The following is a 16,554-nucleotide window of genomic DNA, read 5'->3' as shown; positions in this document are numbered from 1 at the left end:
CACCGGGGGGCATTACATGAGTTCAGCGGATCAAGCATTGGCGCAAGGCGGTGACGCGGCCGAAGCGGTGATCCGTGATGCCGTCACAGATGCCGGCGTTCTGGATGTCATGGCAAACAATCTCGGACTGGTCGCGGCATTTGTCGCGATCATGTACGTGACGGCAGGCATCTGCGCCGTTCGCGAAGTAATGAATTCAAGAACTTCCCAAGGGTCCGTCGCATGGCTGCTGTCCCTGTTTTTTCTGCCTTATCTCACGGTGCCACTCTATTTCGTGTTCGGCTGGCGATCCTTTTCCGACTACGAGAAGATTCAAGCGACCCTTGGCCGGGCAGAACGGGCAAGGCGTGCAGACGAACTTGGCCTGACCGATCACGAGGAAACCAGAGACTGGCCGGTTCTTTCCCGCGTTGCCGGGGTTCCCTTCATGGCCGGCAACAAGGCAGACCTTCTTATCGATGGTGATGCGACGTTCACAGCCATCAAGAATGAAATTGCAAAGGCCAGAAACGTCATATTCTTCCAGTTCTTCGCCATCCATGACGACGAACTGGGACGTGACATGGCCGACGCCCTGATCGCCCGTGCCAAGGATGGCATAACAGTCTATTTCCTCTACGACGATGTCGGCAGCCATTCTCTGTCAAAAGACTATCTGACCCGCTTGAAGAACGCCGGCGTCAAGGTTTGCGGTTTCAACGAAAACCACAAGTTCCTGCGACTGCTTGGACCGATGCGTCTCAACTATCGCAATCATCGCAAACTGGTCGTGATCGACTACCGCGTCACATTTGTCGGCGGCCACAATGTTGCGGACCAGTATGTCGGCCGGGACAACTGGTTTGGCCACTGGCGTGACACCCATGTCCGTGTCGAAGGGCCCGCTGCCGTTGCTTGCGCACTCTCCTTTGTCGAAGACTGGCTCTGGGCGAGCGGCGAGCGCATCGAACTGCCTCAGGTTGGCGAAATTCCGATGCCAGGTGACGAAGCCGTTCTGGTGATGCCGACAGGGCCTGCAGACAAGCTGGAGGAATGCGCTCTGGCTTTTGTCGAAACGGCAGCCCGGGCACGAAAGAGGCTATGGATCACCACACCGTATCTGGTGCCGTCTCTCGACATCCAGACAGCGCTTTGCTCGGCAGCAATGCGCGGTGTGGACGTACGCGTTCTGATGCCGGAAAAACGTGATCACTGGACTGTATGGCTCGCAAGCCACGCCTACGAGGACACCCTGGTGCAGCGCGGGGTGAAGGTTTACCGCTATATCGACGGTTTTCTGCACCAGAAGGTTACGCTGATGGACGACGAACTCGTTTCCATCGGCACGGTCAACTTCGACAACAGATCTTTCCAGATCAATTTTGAATTGACCCTCTGGTTCACCCATCCGCGCATGATCGACAATGTCGAAAGCATGCTGGAGACCGATTTCCAGAACTCCCGCCTGACCTGGCCGGACGCGTTCCAGTCCCGCAGTTATGTTTTTCGTGTCCTGGCTCAAGGTGCCAGGTTGCTGTCTCCCATACTTTGATCAGTGTTCGGGACATATTCAGTCTCTGACTGCGCGGCCATGCAGAGCGCCTCGTGCAGCTTAAAGGCAATATCCAGCGCCTGTTTTGTGAAATCGAACGAAGAGCGCCCCCTTCCGGGCTGGTGCCGTCGAGGCGAATGATCTAAATCTCTATCAGACCAACTTCTCCGGCATCTGCAAACCATGGCTTACATACCCGACTACGCGACCCTGCTTGCCTTTACGGCCGCAGCACTGGTGTTGACCGTTACGCCAGGACCCGACATGACGCTGTTCATGAGCAAGACGCTGACACAAGGCCGGCGCGCCGGGCTTGCTGCTGTGTTTGGGGCAACCTGTGGTCTGATCCTGCACACCGTGCTTGCCGCGATCGGTGTTTCCGCCCTGCTTTCAGCATCGGCACTTGCATTTACAGTGCTGAAGATCGTCGGCGCCGCTTATCTGATTTATCTCGCAGTTCAAGCCGTCAGGAACGGGTCCAGCCTTGCGCTGGAAGCAGCCTCCGTGAAGAGGCAACCTATTCACCGGGTCTGGCTACAGGCACTCGGGATCAACATCCTCAATCCCAAGATCGTCTTGTTCTTCGTGACCTTCCTGCCTCAGTTTGTCAGCGCGGCGGATCCGAACGCGACAGGAAAACTGATGTTCCTCGGGTTTTACTTCGTCGTTCTGGGAATGCCCATCTGCGCGGCGATGGTTCTGGGAGCCAGTGCGTTTGCCCGTTTCCTGAAGTCCTCGCCGAAGTTCATGCGAGCCTTCGACTGGGCTTTTGCGGGCATCATGGGCACCTTCGCCCTGAAGCTTCTGGTGGCCAAGGCAAATAGCTGAACCGGTTCCTTTGGCTGCCGGTGACCCGTGGTGACTGAGCGTCCAAAACCAGTCTAGCGTGCCAGCAGCTCTCTCAGGCCGGCGGGAGTAACTTGGGCCATCTTACGAAAGTCCCGGCTCATATGGTGGCGGTCCGAATAGGACGCCTGGTAGGCAATCTCATCGAGACAGCAGTCGCCCGACGCCATCATACGCGTCGCCTTTCGCAGACGGACGAAACGAGCGAGCCTGGCGTAGCCCAACCCCGCCTCCGATAGCCGCCGGGACAGACTTCTCGGCGACAAACCAAGTCCCGCCGCTGTTGACGACAAGCCAGGATGCTCCCCCACTGAAAGTTCGAGAACGCCGACGACCCGCGCAAGAAGTCGGTTTGTACCCGGCCCCTGCGGCCTGTTCAGCAGGTGGCGAAAAGACAGGCTTGAAGCAGAAGACATCATTCCGATTTCGGATTTGAACCCGGAAGTTTCTTCTGCAGGAATAATCAGGATATCGCTGTCGAAGTCCAAGTTGCCGTCGACGAAATTGCCAAACCGATAAATCGGCCGGGAAGCACTGCCGCGGCTAACCGCCCAGATGTCCTGAATATGTACCCCTGCGCTTTCAAGCGTTCCGGTCACGACACCGGCCAGCATTGCCGGTCCGAATGGTTTCTGGTTCGCGGGACGTACCTTGTAGGGTGACAAGACCAGTGAATTGCGCTGGACGGAAGAAATAAAATCCTTTCCTTGACCGCTCTCGTGAAACCGAAAGGACGCCTGCAGTGCCAGGACACCCGACCATCTGTTCACCAGGTCAGGCATGCTCTGCGCACTCGTCAGGAGATGACTGATCACATCGAAACCGGCTGGGCGACCTAGAGCACGCGCCAGATTGAAAACCGCTCCGCATCCTCGTGAAGCGTAGAGCATTCCGGTACGGGACAGCGGATCCTTCGCCTCAGTGCCCTGCAAAACGGAATTCCCATAAATTGCGGGAAACCGTGCCTCAGCCTGCTTTGCAAAATGCCTCAACCACCAGTTCCAATACGCCGAATAGGCTTCTCCGAGCGGTTCGTTGACACGCACGTTCTCCGCACCTTGTTGCGGCTCAATGGAAATTTTGGCGTCGATATTCACAGGTCTTCTTTCGACCGTGCTGCAGGATGAAGTGTGCCCTGGAACGAAACCAAGGGTTTAGCGCAAATGCAAGCATCGAAATCGAGGGGAACATGCGCAACTTAAAATCTCAGCTACGACTTCTTGCACTGACGTCGCTGGCAACACTGACGGGCAGCTTTTACGCACTGGCTGATCCGGCCAACCTGACGGCAGACGAGATCAACGACATGATGTCGGGAAACTCCATCCATGGTTTCTTTCCCGACGGCGTGACGGAGTACAAGCAGAACAACCACGCCGACGGCTTCGCCGTTGTCGTGGTCAAGGGCGACAAGATCCGGAACATTCCGTGGGAAGCCGTCGAAATTAACGGGACTGGTCAATATTGCGAAGACTGGAGCGGCGATGGCTGGGGCAAACTCTGTTTCACGGTGACGCGCGAAAACCCGGCCAAGCCGATCTTCACAAATGCAAAAGGCAAGGCAAACGCACAGAACTGGTCAGAAGGTTTTGTGGATCTGAATTTCGCCGACTGAACTTGGTCCACATCATTGTTATCGCCCGCGGTCCGGCCGGATTGCGGGCGTTTGTTTTTCATGACCCCGGTTTCCTGCAAATAGGGCCTTGCACCGCATGCTGTTCGTTGGTCAATTCGACGCTATTCGTTTCAGGGAGTTCCGGATGACCACGCCTTTGTTTCGCGACGATGCCTATCTCAGAACATGTGAAGCCGAAGTGACCGGCATCAACGAGCGTGGCGGCATCGTGCTTGATAGATCGGTTTTTTACGCGACCGGTGGCGGTCAACCGGGCGACAGCGGCACATTGGAGCTGGAAGACGGCACGAAGATCGACATTGCCACCACGGTCTATGATGACGACAAGAAAACCATCGTCCATGTCCCTTCAGAAGGACAACACCTGCCTGCCGCCGGCACAAAAGTGACCGCCCATTTGGACTGGGCGAGACGGTACCGGTTGATGCGCATGCATACTGCCTTGCATCTATTGTCCGTGGCCCTGCCCTTTCCCGTTACAGGTGGTCAAATCGGGGATCCCGAGGGACGGCTTGATTTCGATATGGGCGAAGACACAATCGACCGGGAAGCGCTTCTGGAGAAGCTCAATGCGCTGGCATCTGGTGATCACGAAGTAACCACCCAATGGATCACAGACGAAGAACTCGATGCCAACCCGGGTCTGGTCAAGACCATGTCCGTCAAGCCGCCCCGCGGGTCTGGCAGGGTAAGACTGGTCAGGATCGGCGACGACGTGGACTTGCAGCCTTGCGGTGGTACCCATGTAACGAGAACCTCTGAAATCGGCCTGCTTGAACTCGGCAAGATTGAAAAGAAGGGCAAGCAGAACAGGCGCGTCCGGATCCGCCTGACCGACTGACAAGCAAACGGGGGAAGTTGAAATGAAACTGTCAGGTGGCTGCCGGTGTGGAGCTGTTTCCTTCGAAGTGGAAAGCAGAACCCCCTACCCCTACATGCGCTGTTACTGTTCCATCTGCCGTAAGACAGGTGGCAGCGGCGGTTATGCAGTCAATCTGATGGGAGACGCCGGCAGCCTTGAGGTATCGGGTGCGGAGACGAAGTCGGTCTACAACGCTGTCATTGATGGAAAGACCAGTCCTGCGGAACGTCATTTCTGCAAGGCTTGCGGATCTCACCTGTGGCTATGGGATCCGCGTTGGCCCGAACTGGTGCATCCACATGCAGGAGCGGTCGATAGCCCCTTGCCAACACCGCCAGAGATTGTCCATATCATGCTGGCGTTCAAGCCTGACTGGATCGAGGTGCCGAGCGGTCCCGGACACGTTCACTTCCAGAACTATCCGGACCTCTCAATCGAGGACTGGCACAAGTCCAAAGGCTTGCTGGAGACCTAAGGAGCCGTAATGACCGACCATCCCCTCGTATCGACTCAATGGCTGGACGATCATCTCTCCTCGCCAGATCTGATTGTCATCAATGCCTGGATGCCGCCGGTCACACATCCAGATGCTCCGCCTGTCTATCCGAACGCCCACATTCCAGGCGCCGTCTTCTTCGACGTCAACGAGGTCTGTGACAAGGCCAGCGATCTGCCTCACATGCTGCCAGCTCCGCATGTGTTTTCGTCAACCATGCGGAAGATGGGGATAGGCGACGGTCAGACACTGGTGGTCTACGATGATTTCGGTTTCTATTCCGCGCCACGCGTCTGGTGGACGCTACGCAGCATGGGCGCGGAACGAGTTTATGTTCTGGATGGTGGTTTTCCGAAGTGGCGGGCAGAAGGCCGTGCCTTTGACGACGATACGCCCCGCAGAGTTCAAAGCCACTTCTCGTCCCGTTTGAACCATGGTGCCGTTGCTGACCTCGACCAGATCCGCTCCACAATCGCAAATGGTTCGCGGCAAATACTGGATGCAAGGTCTGCCGAACGATTTGCCGGAGAAGCGCCAGAGCCGCGTGCCGGACTGAAGTCGGGTCACATGCCGACCGCGCTCAACCTACCCTTCACCCAACTCATCGCGGAAGACGGCACATTCTTGCAGAAGGAAGACCTGGCAAAGGCTTTTCAGGATGCTGGAGTGGATCTCGACAAGCCCGTCACGACCTCTTGCGGCTCCGGTGTCACAGCGGCGATCCTGACCCTTGGCCTTACCGTGCTCGGTGCTCGGGATCTTTCGCTTTACGACGGGTCCTGGGCGGAATGGGGAAGCCGGGACGACACGGACGTCGTCACCGGCCCAGCTTGAGAGATCAAATAGCGCTTTGATCAGGTGCCAGTCTTCAAGGTTTCAAAGAAATCCCGGATCTCATCCGAGATAGAACTGGTGCTTGAAGACATTCTGCTGGATGCAGCCAACAGACTGTCGGCCGCCTGATCGGTGGCGGTGATTGCCTGTTCGACACCGCCAATGTTCTCATCGAGGGTCTGCGTTCCCGAAGCGACCGTCTGGATACTGTGGGAAATTTCCTGCGTTGCAGCACCCTGCTCTTCAATCGCCGCTGCAATCGACGACGTCATTTCGTCTAGTTGCTTGACCACTTCGGAAATCGACTGGATGGAGGCAACGGCATTGTCCGTCGAACTCTGGATTTCGGTGACTTGCTGGCTGATTTCCTCGGTTGCCTTCGCGGTCTGTTCTGCGAGGGTTTTCACTTCGCTTGCGACCACCGCAAATCCCTTGCCGGCATCGCCGGCACGGGCAGCCTCGATCGTTGCGTTCAGAGCCAGCAAATTGGTTTGTTCGGCAATCGCCTGAATGAGACCGATCACATCCCCAATTTTCTGGGCTGCACCTGCCAGGCTGGCCACCTGAAGGCTCGATTGTTCTGTGCCGCCTGCCGCCTGGCTGGCAATACGGGATGCACCGGAGATCTGCTTCGAAATTTCCTGGATGGAACTGGAGAGCTCTTCCGTTGCAGAGGCTACGGTCTGGACGCTGACGCTAGAGTCTTTTGAAACATGACCGGCGTTCTCAACCTGGCTTCTCGCGGTCTGCGATACGCTCGTCAAATGCTCGGCTTCTCCCGCAACGCTGCGAGCACCGGCCTCCACATCGGCCAACGGTTGCTTGACGCTGCTCTGGAACTTTTCGATAGCCTTGTTCAATCGTTCCGTCTGCGCTGCGCGCTCCAGAAGAAGTTCTTCTTCGTAGGTTGATATGGCAAGGTCCATGTCAAGGAAGACGGCCGCCGTGACATCGTTCAACAAGACGGCAAGGTTTTGAAAAGACCGTCTGTATTTACGGGTCAGATGGGCATGCAGATGGCGCAGGACATAAAGATACCCGGCAATGTACCAACGCGGTTCCAGCCCGATACGGCAATGCACATGACCGATCTGGTTGATGCTCTGCTGGTAGCTCTGGTCGAAGCCCGACGTGAACAGCTTCTTCCAATGGCCCTTTTGAGCTGAAACAAGTCGGGGCTGATGCGAGCCGACGAGTGCAGCCAGATTTGGCTGGGTGTTGATGTGAACGTAAAAACCCGCCAGCACACCGTCCAACACGGGCTCGATTACCGGCCAGAGCTTTCTGAGATTTTCGATTGTGGAATGATCAATTTGGGCGAATTTCAAACGGGATTGGAAGTCGTATTCCTGATCGCTCATGGCAGGTCACCTTGATAAAAACTGACCCTACGTGACCCGACAATTCTAAATAAACCATAAATTGTATTTTTACGTACGACATAGTGACAATGGCGCGTTGAGCCACAACGAAAACGAAATAGGAATAATTACCAATCCCCCCGGTTTTTGGCCGTTTTTTAGGCAATAAAAACGCGATACCCGATTCTTTCCGATGGGAGCGGCGAACACAACCTGAAAACGCAGGCAGCGATACTTTGGTCGTATTCCGGTTGTCCAAAACAAGGCTCACTCTCCCGGCTGGGGTCTTGCCTTCAACCCATCCGGTTTCTTGCGTGAAGGCTCCAGACTGATCAGAAAGTCGGCACGTGTGCCGGCAAGATGATGGCCTGGCCAGATTTCCAGAGCATCGTTCAGTTTCCCTTTCGGGTATCGAGAGAAGATGTCCTTGCGAACGTTCTGCGCGATCCTGCGCTGCCCCATTCCGAACACGTCACACATTGCTCCTCGCGAAATAAGATGTGCTTCTGCACCATATCTTCTGGCAGACACATACCCGTTAAGGTGCAGTCCGATAGCATCGGCAATCCGATGTACCTTTGCCCGGTCATGTCCCTGGCCGACAAGGTGGTGCTGGCAGCGTTCCGCACCATGGACCACGAAACAGCAATCCCGCGGCTCACTGGTCCGGCCTGACGCCAGGCCTACGTCATGCAATATGGCTGCACAGAAGAGGATTTCCTTGTCTACAGTGAGCTTACGATAGCCACCTAACAACAGGCCAAAGTAATAGGTGCGCCAACTGTGCCGCATCAGGTCCAAATTCTGGACTTCGTCGGCAAAGTCCAACGCATCCCGGACCAATGCGGTCTCCGGTGGCTGTAGTCCTTCAAGGTCTGCACCGAAGGTGTTGATCAGGCCCAGTTTTCCTCTGAAAGCATCCAGCGCTTCAAGCATCCCCATACGGCCAAGATTTGTAAGCACCTTCAGCTTTTCGGTTCTTGTCAGTCGCCCATTGCCGAACTGACCAGACCTTCGTCCCCAAGCAACCGTCCCCATGTCTGCAGTGTTTTCCGGCATCTCCCAAAACGTCTCCATTGATTGCTCCATTTTTATGTACCGTATCGCATAAAAATAGACATGTCGATATTTATGTGCGAATTGGTATAAAATGAAAGCCGAAAGCAAACGCGGCCGTCCGCGCAAATTCGACGAAGACATCACGCTCGACCGCATCATGCTGGTGTTCTGGCAGCACGGCTATGCCGCTACCAGTCTCGACCAGATAGCAGAAGCAACCGGCCTGAACAGACCCAGCCTCTACGCCGCATTCGGCAGCAAGAAAGACATGTATCTGAAGGTGATTTCACGGTTCGCGGACCAGATGCAGGCCCACCTGAAGGCGGCAGGACAGACAAAAACAGGGCTGAAACCCCGGCTCAAGGCCATCATGACAGCTGCTATCGATCTTTATTGCGGCAGGTCGACATTTGGTGATGCGGCCTATGGTTGCCTGGCCATCTCCACACTGACGACTGAAGCAGCTGACGATCCTGACTTCAGATCAATGCTGGCGCATGTCGTTGAGCGAATGGATCGAGGGTTCGCCGGTCTGATTTACGCGGAGATGAAAGACTCGGTTCCGGAAGCAAGCGTCCAGTTCACCGCCCAGCATTTGTCTTTGATGCTGCACGGTCTTTCGGTTCGCGCCCGCGCTGGGGAATCTCGCGATATCCTGGTGGAACTGGCAGAGGCTGCTGTTGACCGGCTTGTACCGGACCCTGCTTCAGCGCCCGTTATGTAGATCCAGCGACCAGTCAAGCGTCAGGGGCAGCGGCGTCCACATGCCGGTCTTCACCCCTGCCCGCCTCAACATGTCGGCCGTCCAGGTGTTGCAGCCCATCATCGCGTTGAAGCCGCCAACTGCCGGAAAGAAAATGTCGTGTGCGTCGTACGCCACTCCGGGAATTGCCGTCGGAGGCGCTGTGCCATCTGACTGGAAACTGGTCCTGATATCATTGACCAGCTCATCAAATTCCAGCTGGCTCAGTTCAATTACGCGGACGCTTTCCTGTTCAAGCGGAATATCGCCGGTGCGACGGACATGCATGACCGAGGCATCCCAGGTCAACGCGTCTATTACCGGACCCGGTTTCAAATCGCCCCACGTTGGCGTTTCGATATAGAAGGACCGCCCACCCCAGCCGAAAGCAATCCAGAAAACACCCGGATAATCCAGCTCCAGCCCGCCATCCGATACGAATCCGAACGCCTCCAGCACGTCCGGATCGGCCGGGAGAGCGATATCAGTATGGATGGGATTGTTGAGTATCAGAATACGCCGTTTCTCTGCGAAACTTTGCGCAACTTCCATAACCGGGTTGGAATCGAACAAAGGCCTCGGAACGAGTGCTCCGAGGCCCAGTGCTACAACAGCAGTGAAGACAACAAGGCAAATTCCAATCAGGAACCTGCGCAGCAGTTTCATCATCCGCAGTCTTTAGCCGATCAGTGGTGCAGGATCTGGCTCAGGAAAAGCTTGGTACGTTCATGCTGCGGATTGGTGAAGAACTCTTCCGGCTCGTTCTGCTCCACGATCTGCCCCGCATCCATGAAGATAACGCGGTTTGCAACCTTGCGGGCAAAGCCCATTTCGTGAGTGACGCACAGCATGGTCATGCCTTCTTCGGCAAGTCCGACCATCACGTCCAGAACTTCCTTGATCATTTCCGGGTCGAGTGCCGAGGTCGGCTCATCGAACAGCATGATTTTCGGGTTCATGCACAAAGACCGTGCAATAGCAACGCGCTGCTGCTGACCACCGGACAGCTGCCCCGGATATTTGTTGGCCTGCTCCGGGATCTTGACGCGCTCGAGATAGTGCATCGCGATGTCTTCGGCTTCCTTCTTGGGCATCTTGCGAACCCAGATTGGAGCCAGAGTGCAGTTTTCCAGAATCGTCAGATGCGGGAACAGGTTGAAGTGCTGGAAGCACATGCCGACTTCGCGGCGAATTTCGTCGATCTTTTTCAGATCGTCCGTCAACTCGATGCCATCCACAAGGATCTGTCCAGCCTGATGTTCTTCCAGACGGTTGATACAACGGATCATCGTGGATTTGCCGGAACCTGACGGTCCGCAGATAACGATACGTTCGCCGCGCATGACCTTCAGGTTGATGTCGCGCAGAACGTGGAAATCCCCGTACCACTTGTTCATGTTCTTGATTTCAATAGCCACGTCCGTATCGGAGATGGTCATTCTGGAACGGTCGGCTGCAAGTTCCTCGTCGCGTACAGCGTTTTCAGACATAGTTTTTAACTCCAAGAGTGTCCTGTGGCCGGGGCGCTGCGGTTCATCGCGCGCCCCGGAAGCGGTTTGCTAGCGTTTGTGTCCTGTATGAAGCTTCTTCTCCATGAAGATGGAGTAGCGCGACATGCCGAAGCAGAAGGTCCAGAACACCACTGCAGCGAACAGGTAACCCGTGTGACCGGTACTGGGCGTCGACCATGTCGGATCCGTGAAGGACGACTGGATCTGGCCGAGAAGGTCGAACATGCCGACGATCAGAACCAGAGTCGTATCCTTGAACAATCCGATGAAGGTGTTGACGATCCCGGGGATCACGAGCTTCAGAGCCTGCGGCAAAATGATGAGATACATCATCGGCCAGAACCGGAGCCCAAGCGCCATGGCACCTTCATATTGCCCCTTCGGAATGGCCTGCAGGCCACCACGGACCACTTCTGCCATATAGGCGGCAGAGAACAGGGTCACGCCGATCAGAACGCGCAGCAATTTGTCGAAGGTCACGCCTTCCGGCAGGAACAACGGCAGCATCACCGACGACATGAACAGTACCGTGATCAGCGGAACACCGCGCCAGAACTCGATGAAGATAACCGAGACAAGCTTGATGATCGGCATTCTTGATCGACGTCCAAGCGCCAGCGCGATACCTAGCGGTAGCGAGGCCACAATACCCGTGACCGCGATGACAAGCGTAACAAGCAAACCGCCCCAAACCGCTGTTTCAACGATCGGCAGGATTACCGCATCTCCGATGACCAGGCCGGTCAGCAGGAAGTATGCGATGATCGGGAAGACGACCAGAAACAGGATTGCGTTGATTTTCTTGAACGGCGCGCTGGGGATTGCCAGCGGTACGAGCAACACCGCGAACAGGAAATAGACGATGTTCACCCGCCAGATTTCCTCGGTCGGATACCGTCCATAGATGAACTGCGGGAAGTATGCTTCCACGTAAGCCCAGCAGGCACCGCTATGGCCGCCATCCTGCGGCAGACACGCTTCACGATTGTCGCCACTCCAGACAGCATCGATAAATGCGAACTGGATCAAAGGCGCGATAAGTGAGTAGGCGATCAGAATGCCGATTACAGTCAGAACGGTGTTGCCGATGGACGAAAACAGGTTCTGACGCATCCAGCCGATGACGCCGGTGGTCGAGATCGGCGCCGGCAGTCGCGGCGCCTCCTCGGTTCTGATTTGGAACATATCAGTGTTAGCCATTTTGCGCTCCTTACCGTTCCACGAGCGCCATGCGCTGGTTGTACCAGTTCATGAAGGCCGATGTGATGAGGCTGAGCGACAGATAGACAACCATCCAGATACCGATGATTTCAATCGCCTGGCCGGTCTGGTTGAGCACCGTTCCACCCATCGAGACGAGGTCCGGATAGGCAATGGCAACTGCCAGTGAAGAATTCTTGGTAAGGTTCAGGTACTGACTCGTCAGCGGCGGAATGATCACGCGCATCGCCTGGGGAATGACCACCAGTCTCAACGTCGGTCCGTTCCTCAAACCTAGTGCATGCGCAGCTTCGGTCTGACCATGGCTCACTGCCTGAATACCGGCACGTACGATCTCTGCGATGAACGATGCGGTATAGATTGCCAGGGCTGCGGTAAGAGCCAGGAACTCAGGAATAATATTGAGCCCGACATTGAGCTCGAACCCCTGACGCAGGATTGGCCCGGTTTCGACGAAGTTTGGATGTTCAAGAGTGATCGGCATGCCGGTTGCAAAGTACGTCAGCAAAGGCAGGCCAATAATAAATCCGACCCCCGTCAGGAATGACGGGAACGGTTGCCCTGTGGCCTCCTGACGCTTGCGCGCCCAACGTGCCACGAGGAACGCTGCTGCTATCCCGATCAGGAACGCATAGCCGATCCATTCCGATCCGGTCCCCATGATGGGTTTGGGAAGCCGAAGACCGCCAATGTTCAGGTGGAATGTGTCGAACAACGACCATTTTTCACGCTTGCCGGGGATCGATCGCAGCACCGCGAAGTACCAGAAAAAGATCTGCAGCAGCAGCGGGATATTACGGACCAATTCGACATAGCAATACGCCAGACGGCTGATGACCCAGTTGTTCGACAAGCGGGCAATACCGATGATGAACCCAAAGATCGTGGCGAAGAAGATACCTACGCCCGCCACAAGCAGAGTGTTCAGGAAGCCGACATAGATCGCTCTTCCGTAACTTGATGTCTCAGAGTAGGAAACCAGTGACTGGTTGGTTCCAAACCCGGCTGTATTTTCTAGAAAGCTCCAACCGGAGGCGATGTTCTGCCTCTCCAGGTTGGCTATCGTGTTCGAAACGATGACATATCCCAAAGTCACCAGCGCGACGACCAGCAGCAGCTGGTAAAAGATGCCGCGCGCTTTGGGATCGTTCAACAGCGAAGCACGCGCCGGCGCCCCCGCCGAGTCCTGCTCCATTACTGACATAGAACCTCGCCCAAGTTTTCACGAAAGAGCCCGGCACGCAGCCTCTCCTCAATCGTGTCTGACCTGCTTCCCTGGCCGAACTTCGTCGGCACTCCCCTATCGACGGAAGCAGTCTGTTCCCCCACGCGGTTGCCGGGTATGTTGTCCGGTTTTTATTGCGTGGAATTTATTGAGGGTTCCGGCAGAACAACCGCCGGAACCCCTTCAATCCTCAATCAAAGAAGAGGATTAGCGGACCGGCGGTGCGTACATGAAGCCGCCGTCGTTCCACAGAGCGTTTACGCCACGGGAGATGCCGAGCGGAGTGTCCGGACCAACGTTGGCGTTGAAGGACTCTTCGTAGTTACCGACGTTTTTGATGATCGCATAGGCCCAGTCGTTCGGCAGGCCGATAGCTTCACCAAATGCGCCCTCAACGCCCAGAAGACGCTTGATGGACGGGTTGTCGGAAGACTTCATCTCGTCAACGTTTTCAGAGGTCACGCCGAGCTCTTCTGCGTTGAGCATCGCGTTCAGCGTCCACTTTGCAATGTTGAACCACTCATCGTCGCCCTGACGGACAACCGGACCCAGAGGCTCCTTGGAGATGATTTCCGGCAGGACCATGTGGTCGCCCGGGTTGGTCAGCTTCAGGCGCTGTGCGTACAGGCCGGATGCGTCAGTGGTGTAAACGTCGCAACGGCCGGCGTCGTATGCAGCCACAACTTCGTCGGCCTTTTCGAAGGCGACGATTTCGTACGGCATGTTGTTGGCGCGGAAGTAGTCGGCAACGTTAAGCTCAGTGGTCGTACCGGTGTTGGTGCAGACCGAAGCGCCGGACAGTTCCAGTGCGGAAGTCACGCCCAGGTCCTTGCGAACCATGAAGCCCTGACCGTCATAGTAGTTCACACCAGCAAAGTTCAGACCCAGCTGGGTGTCGCGGGACATGGTCCAGGTGGTGTTACGGGACAGAACATCAACTTCGCCGGACTGAAGCGCGGTGAAACGCTCTTTTGCGGACAGCGGAGTGTATTTCACAGCGGACGCATCGCCGAACACTGCTGCAGCCATAGCGCGGCAGTAGTCAACGTCGATACCGGTCCAGTTCCCCTGAGCATCCGGGTTCGAGAAACCCGGCAGACCCTGGCTCACGCCACACTGAATGAAGCCCTTTGCCTTGACGTCTTCCAGCGTCGTTGCACCAGCAGCCGTCGTCGCGGCGACTCCCATAGCAGCGCCGATTACGAGCGGAAGGAATTTATTGGACATGGATATGCAGCCTTTATTTGTTACCCATACTTTTATTATGCCGGGTTTGTTCGAAAGACATCTTCTCCGTCTCTTGTAACCGGACGGATGCCAGCCTTGACGGCTGCTTCCTCCAGATATCTTTCGTCCCACCCAACGGTTCCATACGATGGCATTTAGCTGTTCGGGTCAAGTACTTGCTGCAGATATCTCGTCAAATTTCTCGAGCTATCCGCCATTTGCCATCAGGTTGGATGCACAAACAGCGAACATGTCTAAATCGAATTCATTCAATGCCTAAAAAGGGTTCAATGCATTTAGCGGAGACCTTGCGAAGGTTAACGCTAATCGAAAAATTCTCCACACAAAGACCCGCGCACAACACGTGAAATGGCGGTTGCGACCATGACGCGAATGACTAAAGTGAGCGCTCGGCGCTCGGCAGTTCAATGTCGCGCCGCCTCTCGCAAAACACACACCCAAGAGCCTTCATGTCTTCCACCAATTCCAAGCCGCCGTTGAGGCAGGATACCAAACTGGCGCATGCTGGGCGTGACCCGCTTGCATTTCACGGTTTCGTCAATCCGCCTGTCGTGCATGCTTCGACTGTTCTCTACCCCGACACCAAAACCATGGTGACGGGTGCCCAGACCTATTCCTACGCCCGCAGGGGCAACCCGACCACGGACTCCCTTGAAGGTGCCATGAAGGAGATCGAAGGGGCAGCCGGGGTCAAGATCGCGAATTCGGGCTTGAATGCCATTGCATTGGCCATCCTGTCCTGCGTGAAATCCGGTGACCACATCCTGATTGTCGATACGGCTTACGGACCGACCCGCCATTTCGCCGACACTGTTCTGCCAGGCATCGGGGTTTCCGTGACCTTCTACGATCCGAAGATCGGCGCCGATATCAAGTCACTGTTCCAGGAAAACACTACAGCCGTGTTCACCGAAGCACCCGGCTCCCTCACCTTCGAGATGCAGGATGTTCCGGCGATTGCCGCCGAGGCCCGTGCCATCGGCGCGACCGTTCTGATGGACAATACCTGGGCGAGCCCGATTTACTGCCAGCCACTATCCATGGGGGTCGATCTGTCGATCCAGGCGGGCACCAAATATCTTGTCGGACACTCCGACGCCATGCTCGGTACGGTCGCTGCCAGCGAACGCGCCTGGGAAAAACTGGATGCGTTCTGCGGTGCCATGGGGTGTCACGTCGCGCCGGATGACATCTACCTCGGCCTGCGAGGCCTCAGAACTCTGTCCGTGCGCCTTGAACGGCACCAGCGCAACACACTAGCCGTTCTTGGGTGGCTGAAGGACCAGCCCAACATCGATCGCATCCGCTATCCAGGCCTTGAAGCGGATCCTGGTCATGCTCTCTGGAAACGAGATTTTTCGGGAGCCTCGGGCCTGTGCGCCTTCGACTTCAGTGAAAGCACGACACAGGAACAGGCCTACGCCTTCCTTGATGCGCTCACGCTTTATGGTCTCGGGTATTCGTGGGGTGGTTTTGAAAGCCTTGCCATTCCGGTTCGCCTCAAGGGCAGCCGCACAGCAACCCCGGTAAACCTGGATCGCCAGTCGGTTCGCCTCCACATCGGCCTGGAAGACCCGGAAGATCTGATTGCCGATCTGGATCAGGCACTGGCGAAGGCATTCGGCTGACAGACTGTCGAGCGAACGGCGGAACGGCTCAAATCGTAGGGTCGTTCCGCTTTTCCTTGAAGATCAGCCACAGGTTCCGGAAATAGATTAGCAGACCCAGTCCCTGACCGGCGATGAAGACCGGATCCTGTCGTTGAATGGCGTAGATCAGCAGCAGCGACCCACCCGCAACGGAAAAGAACCAGAAAGCGACCGGCACGATTGAGCGGCCGACGCGCTCGGATGCGATCCATTGGATGACGAAGCGCATCATGAACATGGCCTGGGCGAAGAAACCCAGAATGATCCAGAAGTCCAATTGCGCGATGAAAACCGCATGGATCCATTCGTATAGAGCGCTCATGTCTCAGGTCC

The 16,554-nt window shown here is 56.0% G+C and carries 17 protein-coding genes; 8 read left to right on the top strand and 9 right to left on the bottom strand.

The features are described from left to right. Positions 1 to 16: 16 nt before the first annotated feature. Together cls and J7447_RS07490 are read left to right on the top strand one after the other, a co-directional pair. Entirely contained in the window at positions 17 to 1,531 is a 1,515-nt protein-coding gene (gene cls, locus J7447_RS07495) for a cardiolipin synthase (RefSeq protein WP_022998804.1), read from the top strand. Between the two features lie 183 nt (positions 1,532 to 1,714). Next, positions 1,715 to 2,359 (top strand): LysE family translocator, encoded by a 645-nt coding sequence (locus tag J7447_RS07490; protein WP_075283025.1) that lies wholly within the window; start codon positions 1,715 to 1,717, stop codon positions 2,357 to 2,359. A gap of 53 nt (positions 2,360 to 2,412) precedes the next feature. Here the strand turns inward: J7447_RS07490 and J7447_RS31525 are convergent, their stop codons facing one another. Beyond that, the gene (locus J7447_RS31525) at positions 2,413 to 3,474 is read right to left on the bottom strand and encodes an AraC family transcriptional regulator (protein WP_209169195.1); all 1,062 of its coding nucleotides are present in this window, start codon (positions 3,472 to 3,474) and stop codon (positions 2,413 to 2,415) included. Positions 3,475 to 3,566: 92 nt separating this feature from the next. Here J7447_RS31525 and J7447_RS07480 point away from each other — a divergent pair, with 92 nt between their 5' ends. From J7447_RS07480 to sseA, 4 genes are all read left to right on the top strand, one after another. Then, positions 3,567 to 3,992 carry a hypothetical protein gene (locus J7447_RS07480; protein ID WP_139314165.1) on the top strand — a complete coding sequence of 142 codons (426 nt, stop codon included), beginning with the start codon at positions 3,567 to 3,569 and terminating at the stop codon, positions 3,990 to 3,992. A gap of 145 nt (positions 3,993 to 4,137) precedes the next feature. Then, on the top strand, positions 4,138 to 4,854 hold the full coding sequence (locus tag J7447_RS07475) for an alanyl-tRNA editing protein (protein WP_209169194.1): 717 nt from the start codon (positions 4,138 to 4,140) through the stop codon (positions 4,852 to 4,854). Between the two features lie 22 nt (positions 4,855 to 4,876). Next, positions 4,877 to 5,350 (top strand): GFA family protein, encoded by a 474-nt coding sequence (locus J7447_RS07470; RefSeq protein WP_077292957.1) that lies wholly within the window; start codon positions 4,877 to 4,879, stop codon positions 5,348 to 5,350. Positions 5,351 to 5,359: 9 nt separating this feature from the next. Continuing rightward, positions 5,360 to 6,205: a 3-mercaptopyruvate sulfurtransferase gene (sseA, locus tag J7447_RS07465; protein ID WP_075283028.1), complete on the top strand. Its 846-nt coding sequence runs from the start codon at positions 5,360 to 5,362 to the stop codon at positions 6,203 to 6,205. A gap of 20 nt (positions 6,206 to 6,225) precedes the next feature. Here the strand turns inward: sseA and J7447_RS07460 are convergent, their stop codons facing one another. Both J7447_RS07460 and J7447_RS07455 read right to left on the bottom strand, forming a co-directional pair. After that, positions 6,226 to 7,566 carry a globin-coupled sensor protein gene (locus J7447_RS07460; RefSeq protein ID WP_209169193.1) on the bottom strand — a complete coding sequence of 447 codons (1,341 nt, stop codon included), beginning with the start codon at positions 7,564 to 7,566 and terminating at the stop codon, positions 6,226 to 6,228. A gap of 267 nt (positions 7,567 to 7,833) precedes the next feature. Further along, complete coding sequence (locus J7447_RS07455; protein WP_209169192.1) at positions 7,834 to 8,733, bottom strand: HD domain-containing protein; 900 nt, start codon at positions 8,731 to 8,733, stop codon at positions 7,834 to 7,836. Here J7447_RS07455 and J7447_RS07450 point away from each other — a divergent pair. Beyond that, entirely contained in the window at positions 8,717 to 9,349 is a 633-nt protein-coding gene (locus J7447_RS07450; protein WP_075283030.1) for a TetR/AcrR family transcriptional regulator, read from the top strand. The genes J7447_RS07455 and J7447_RS07450 overlap by 17 nt on opposite strands. On the opposite strand, the gene J7447_RS07445 is transcribed toward J7447_RS07450, so the two are convergent. The 5 genes from J7447_RS07445 to J7447_RS07425 form a co-directional block, all read right to left on the bottom strand. Beyond that, entirely contained in the window at positions 9,332 to 10,036 is a 705-nt protein-coding gene (locus J7447_RS07445) for a TIGR02117 family protein (protein WP_209169191.1), read from the bottom strand. The genes J7447_RS07450 and J7447_RS07445 overlap by 18 nt on opposite strands. 17 nt (positions 10,037 to 10,053) lie before the next feature. After that, the gene (locus J7447_RS07440) at positions 10,054 to 10,857 is read right to left on the bottom strand and encodes an amino acid ABC transporter ATP-binding protein (RefSeq protein ID WP_022998815.1); all 804 of its coding nucleotides are present in this window, start codon (positions 10,855 to 10,857) and stop codon (positions 10,054 to 10,056) included. Positions 10,858 to 10,926: 69 nt separating this feature from the next. Next, positions 10,927 to 12,078 (bottom strand): amino acid ABC transporter permease, encoded by a 1,152-nt coding sequence (locus J7447_RS07435; protein WP_031268584.1) that lies wholly within the window; start codon positions 12,076 to 12,078, stop codon positions 10,927 to 10,929. 10 nt (positions 12,079 to 12,088) lie between these two features. Further along, positions 12,089 to 13,303, bottom strand: coding sequence for an amino acid ABC transporter permease (locus tag J7447_RS07430; protein ID WP_081713351.1), 1,215 nt, complete (start codon positions 13,301 to 13,303; stop codon positions 12,089 to 12,091). A 228-nt stretch (positions 13,304 to 13,531) separates the two neighbouring features. After that, the gene (locus J7447_RS07425; RefSeq protein WP_031268586.1) at positions 13,532 to 14,551 is read right to left on the bottom strand and encodes an amino acid ABC transporter substrate-binding protein; all 1,020 of its coding nucleotides are present in this window, start codon (positions 14,549 to 14,551) and stop codon (positions 13,532 to 13,534) included. 470 nt (positions 14,552 to 15,021) lie between these two features. On the opposite strand from J7447_RS07425, the gene metC reads away from it, so the two are divergent. Further along, positions 15,022 to 16,200 (top strand): cystathionine beta-lyase, encoded by a 1,179-nt coding sequence (gene metC, locus J7447_RS07420; RefSeq protein WP_209169190.1) that lies wholly within the window; start codon positions 15,022 to 15,024, stop codon positions 16,198 to 16,200. Positions 16,201 to 16,228: 28 nt separating this feature from the next. Here metC and J7447_RS07415 read toward each other — a convergent pair whose 3' ends face one another. Next, positions 16,229 to 16,543 carry a lipid-A-disaccharide synthase N-terminal domain-containing protein gene (locus J7447_RS07415; RefSeq protein ID WP_022998819.1) on the bottom strand — a complete coding sequence of 105 codons (315 nt, stop codon included), beginning with the start codon at positions 16,541 to 16,543 and terminating at the stop codon, positions 16,229 to 16,231. Positions 16,544 to 16,554: the final 11 nt, after the last annotated feature.

It is taken from the genome of Labrenzia sp. R5_0 (genome assembly GCF_017743835.1).
GTDB lineage: Bacteria > Pseudomonadota > Alphaproteobacteria > Rhizobiales > Stappiaceae > Roseibium > Roseibium algicola.
This window is presented reverse-complemented; position numbering and strand designations above follow the sequence as displayed.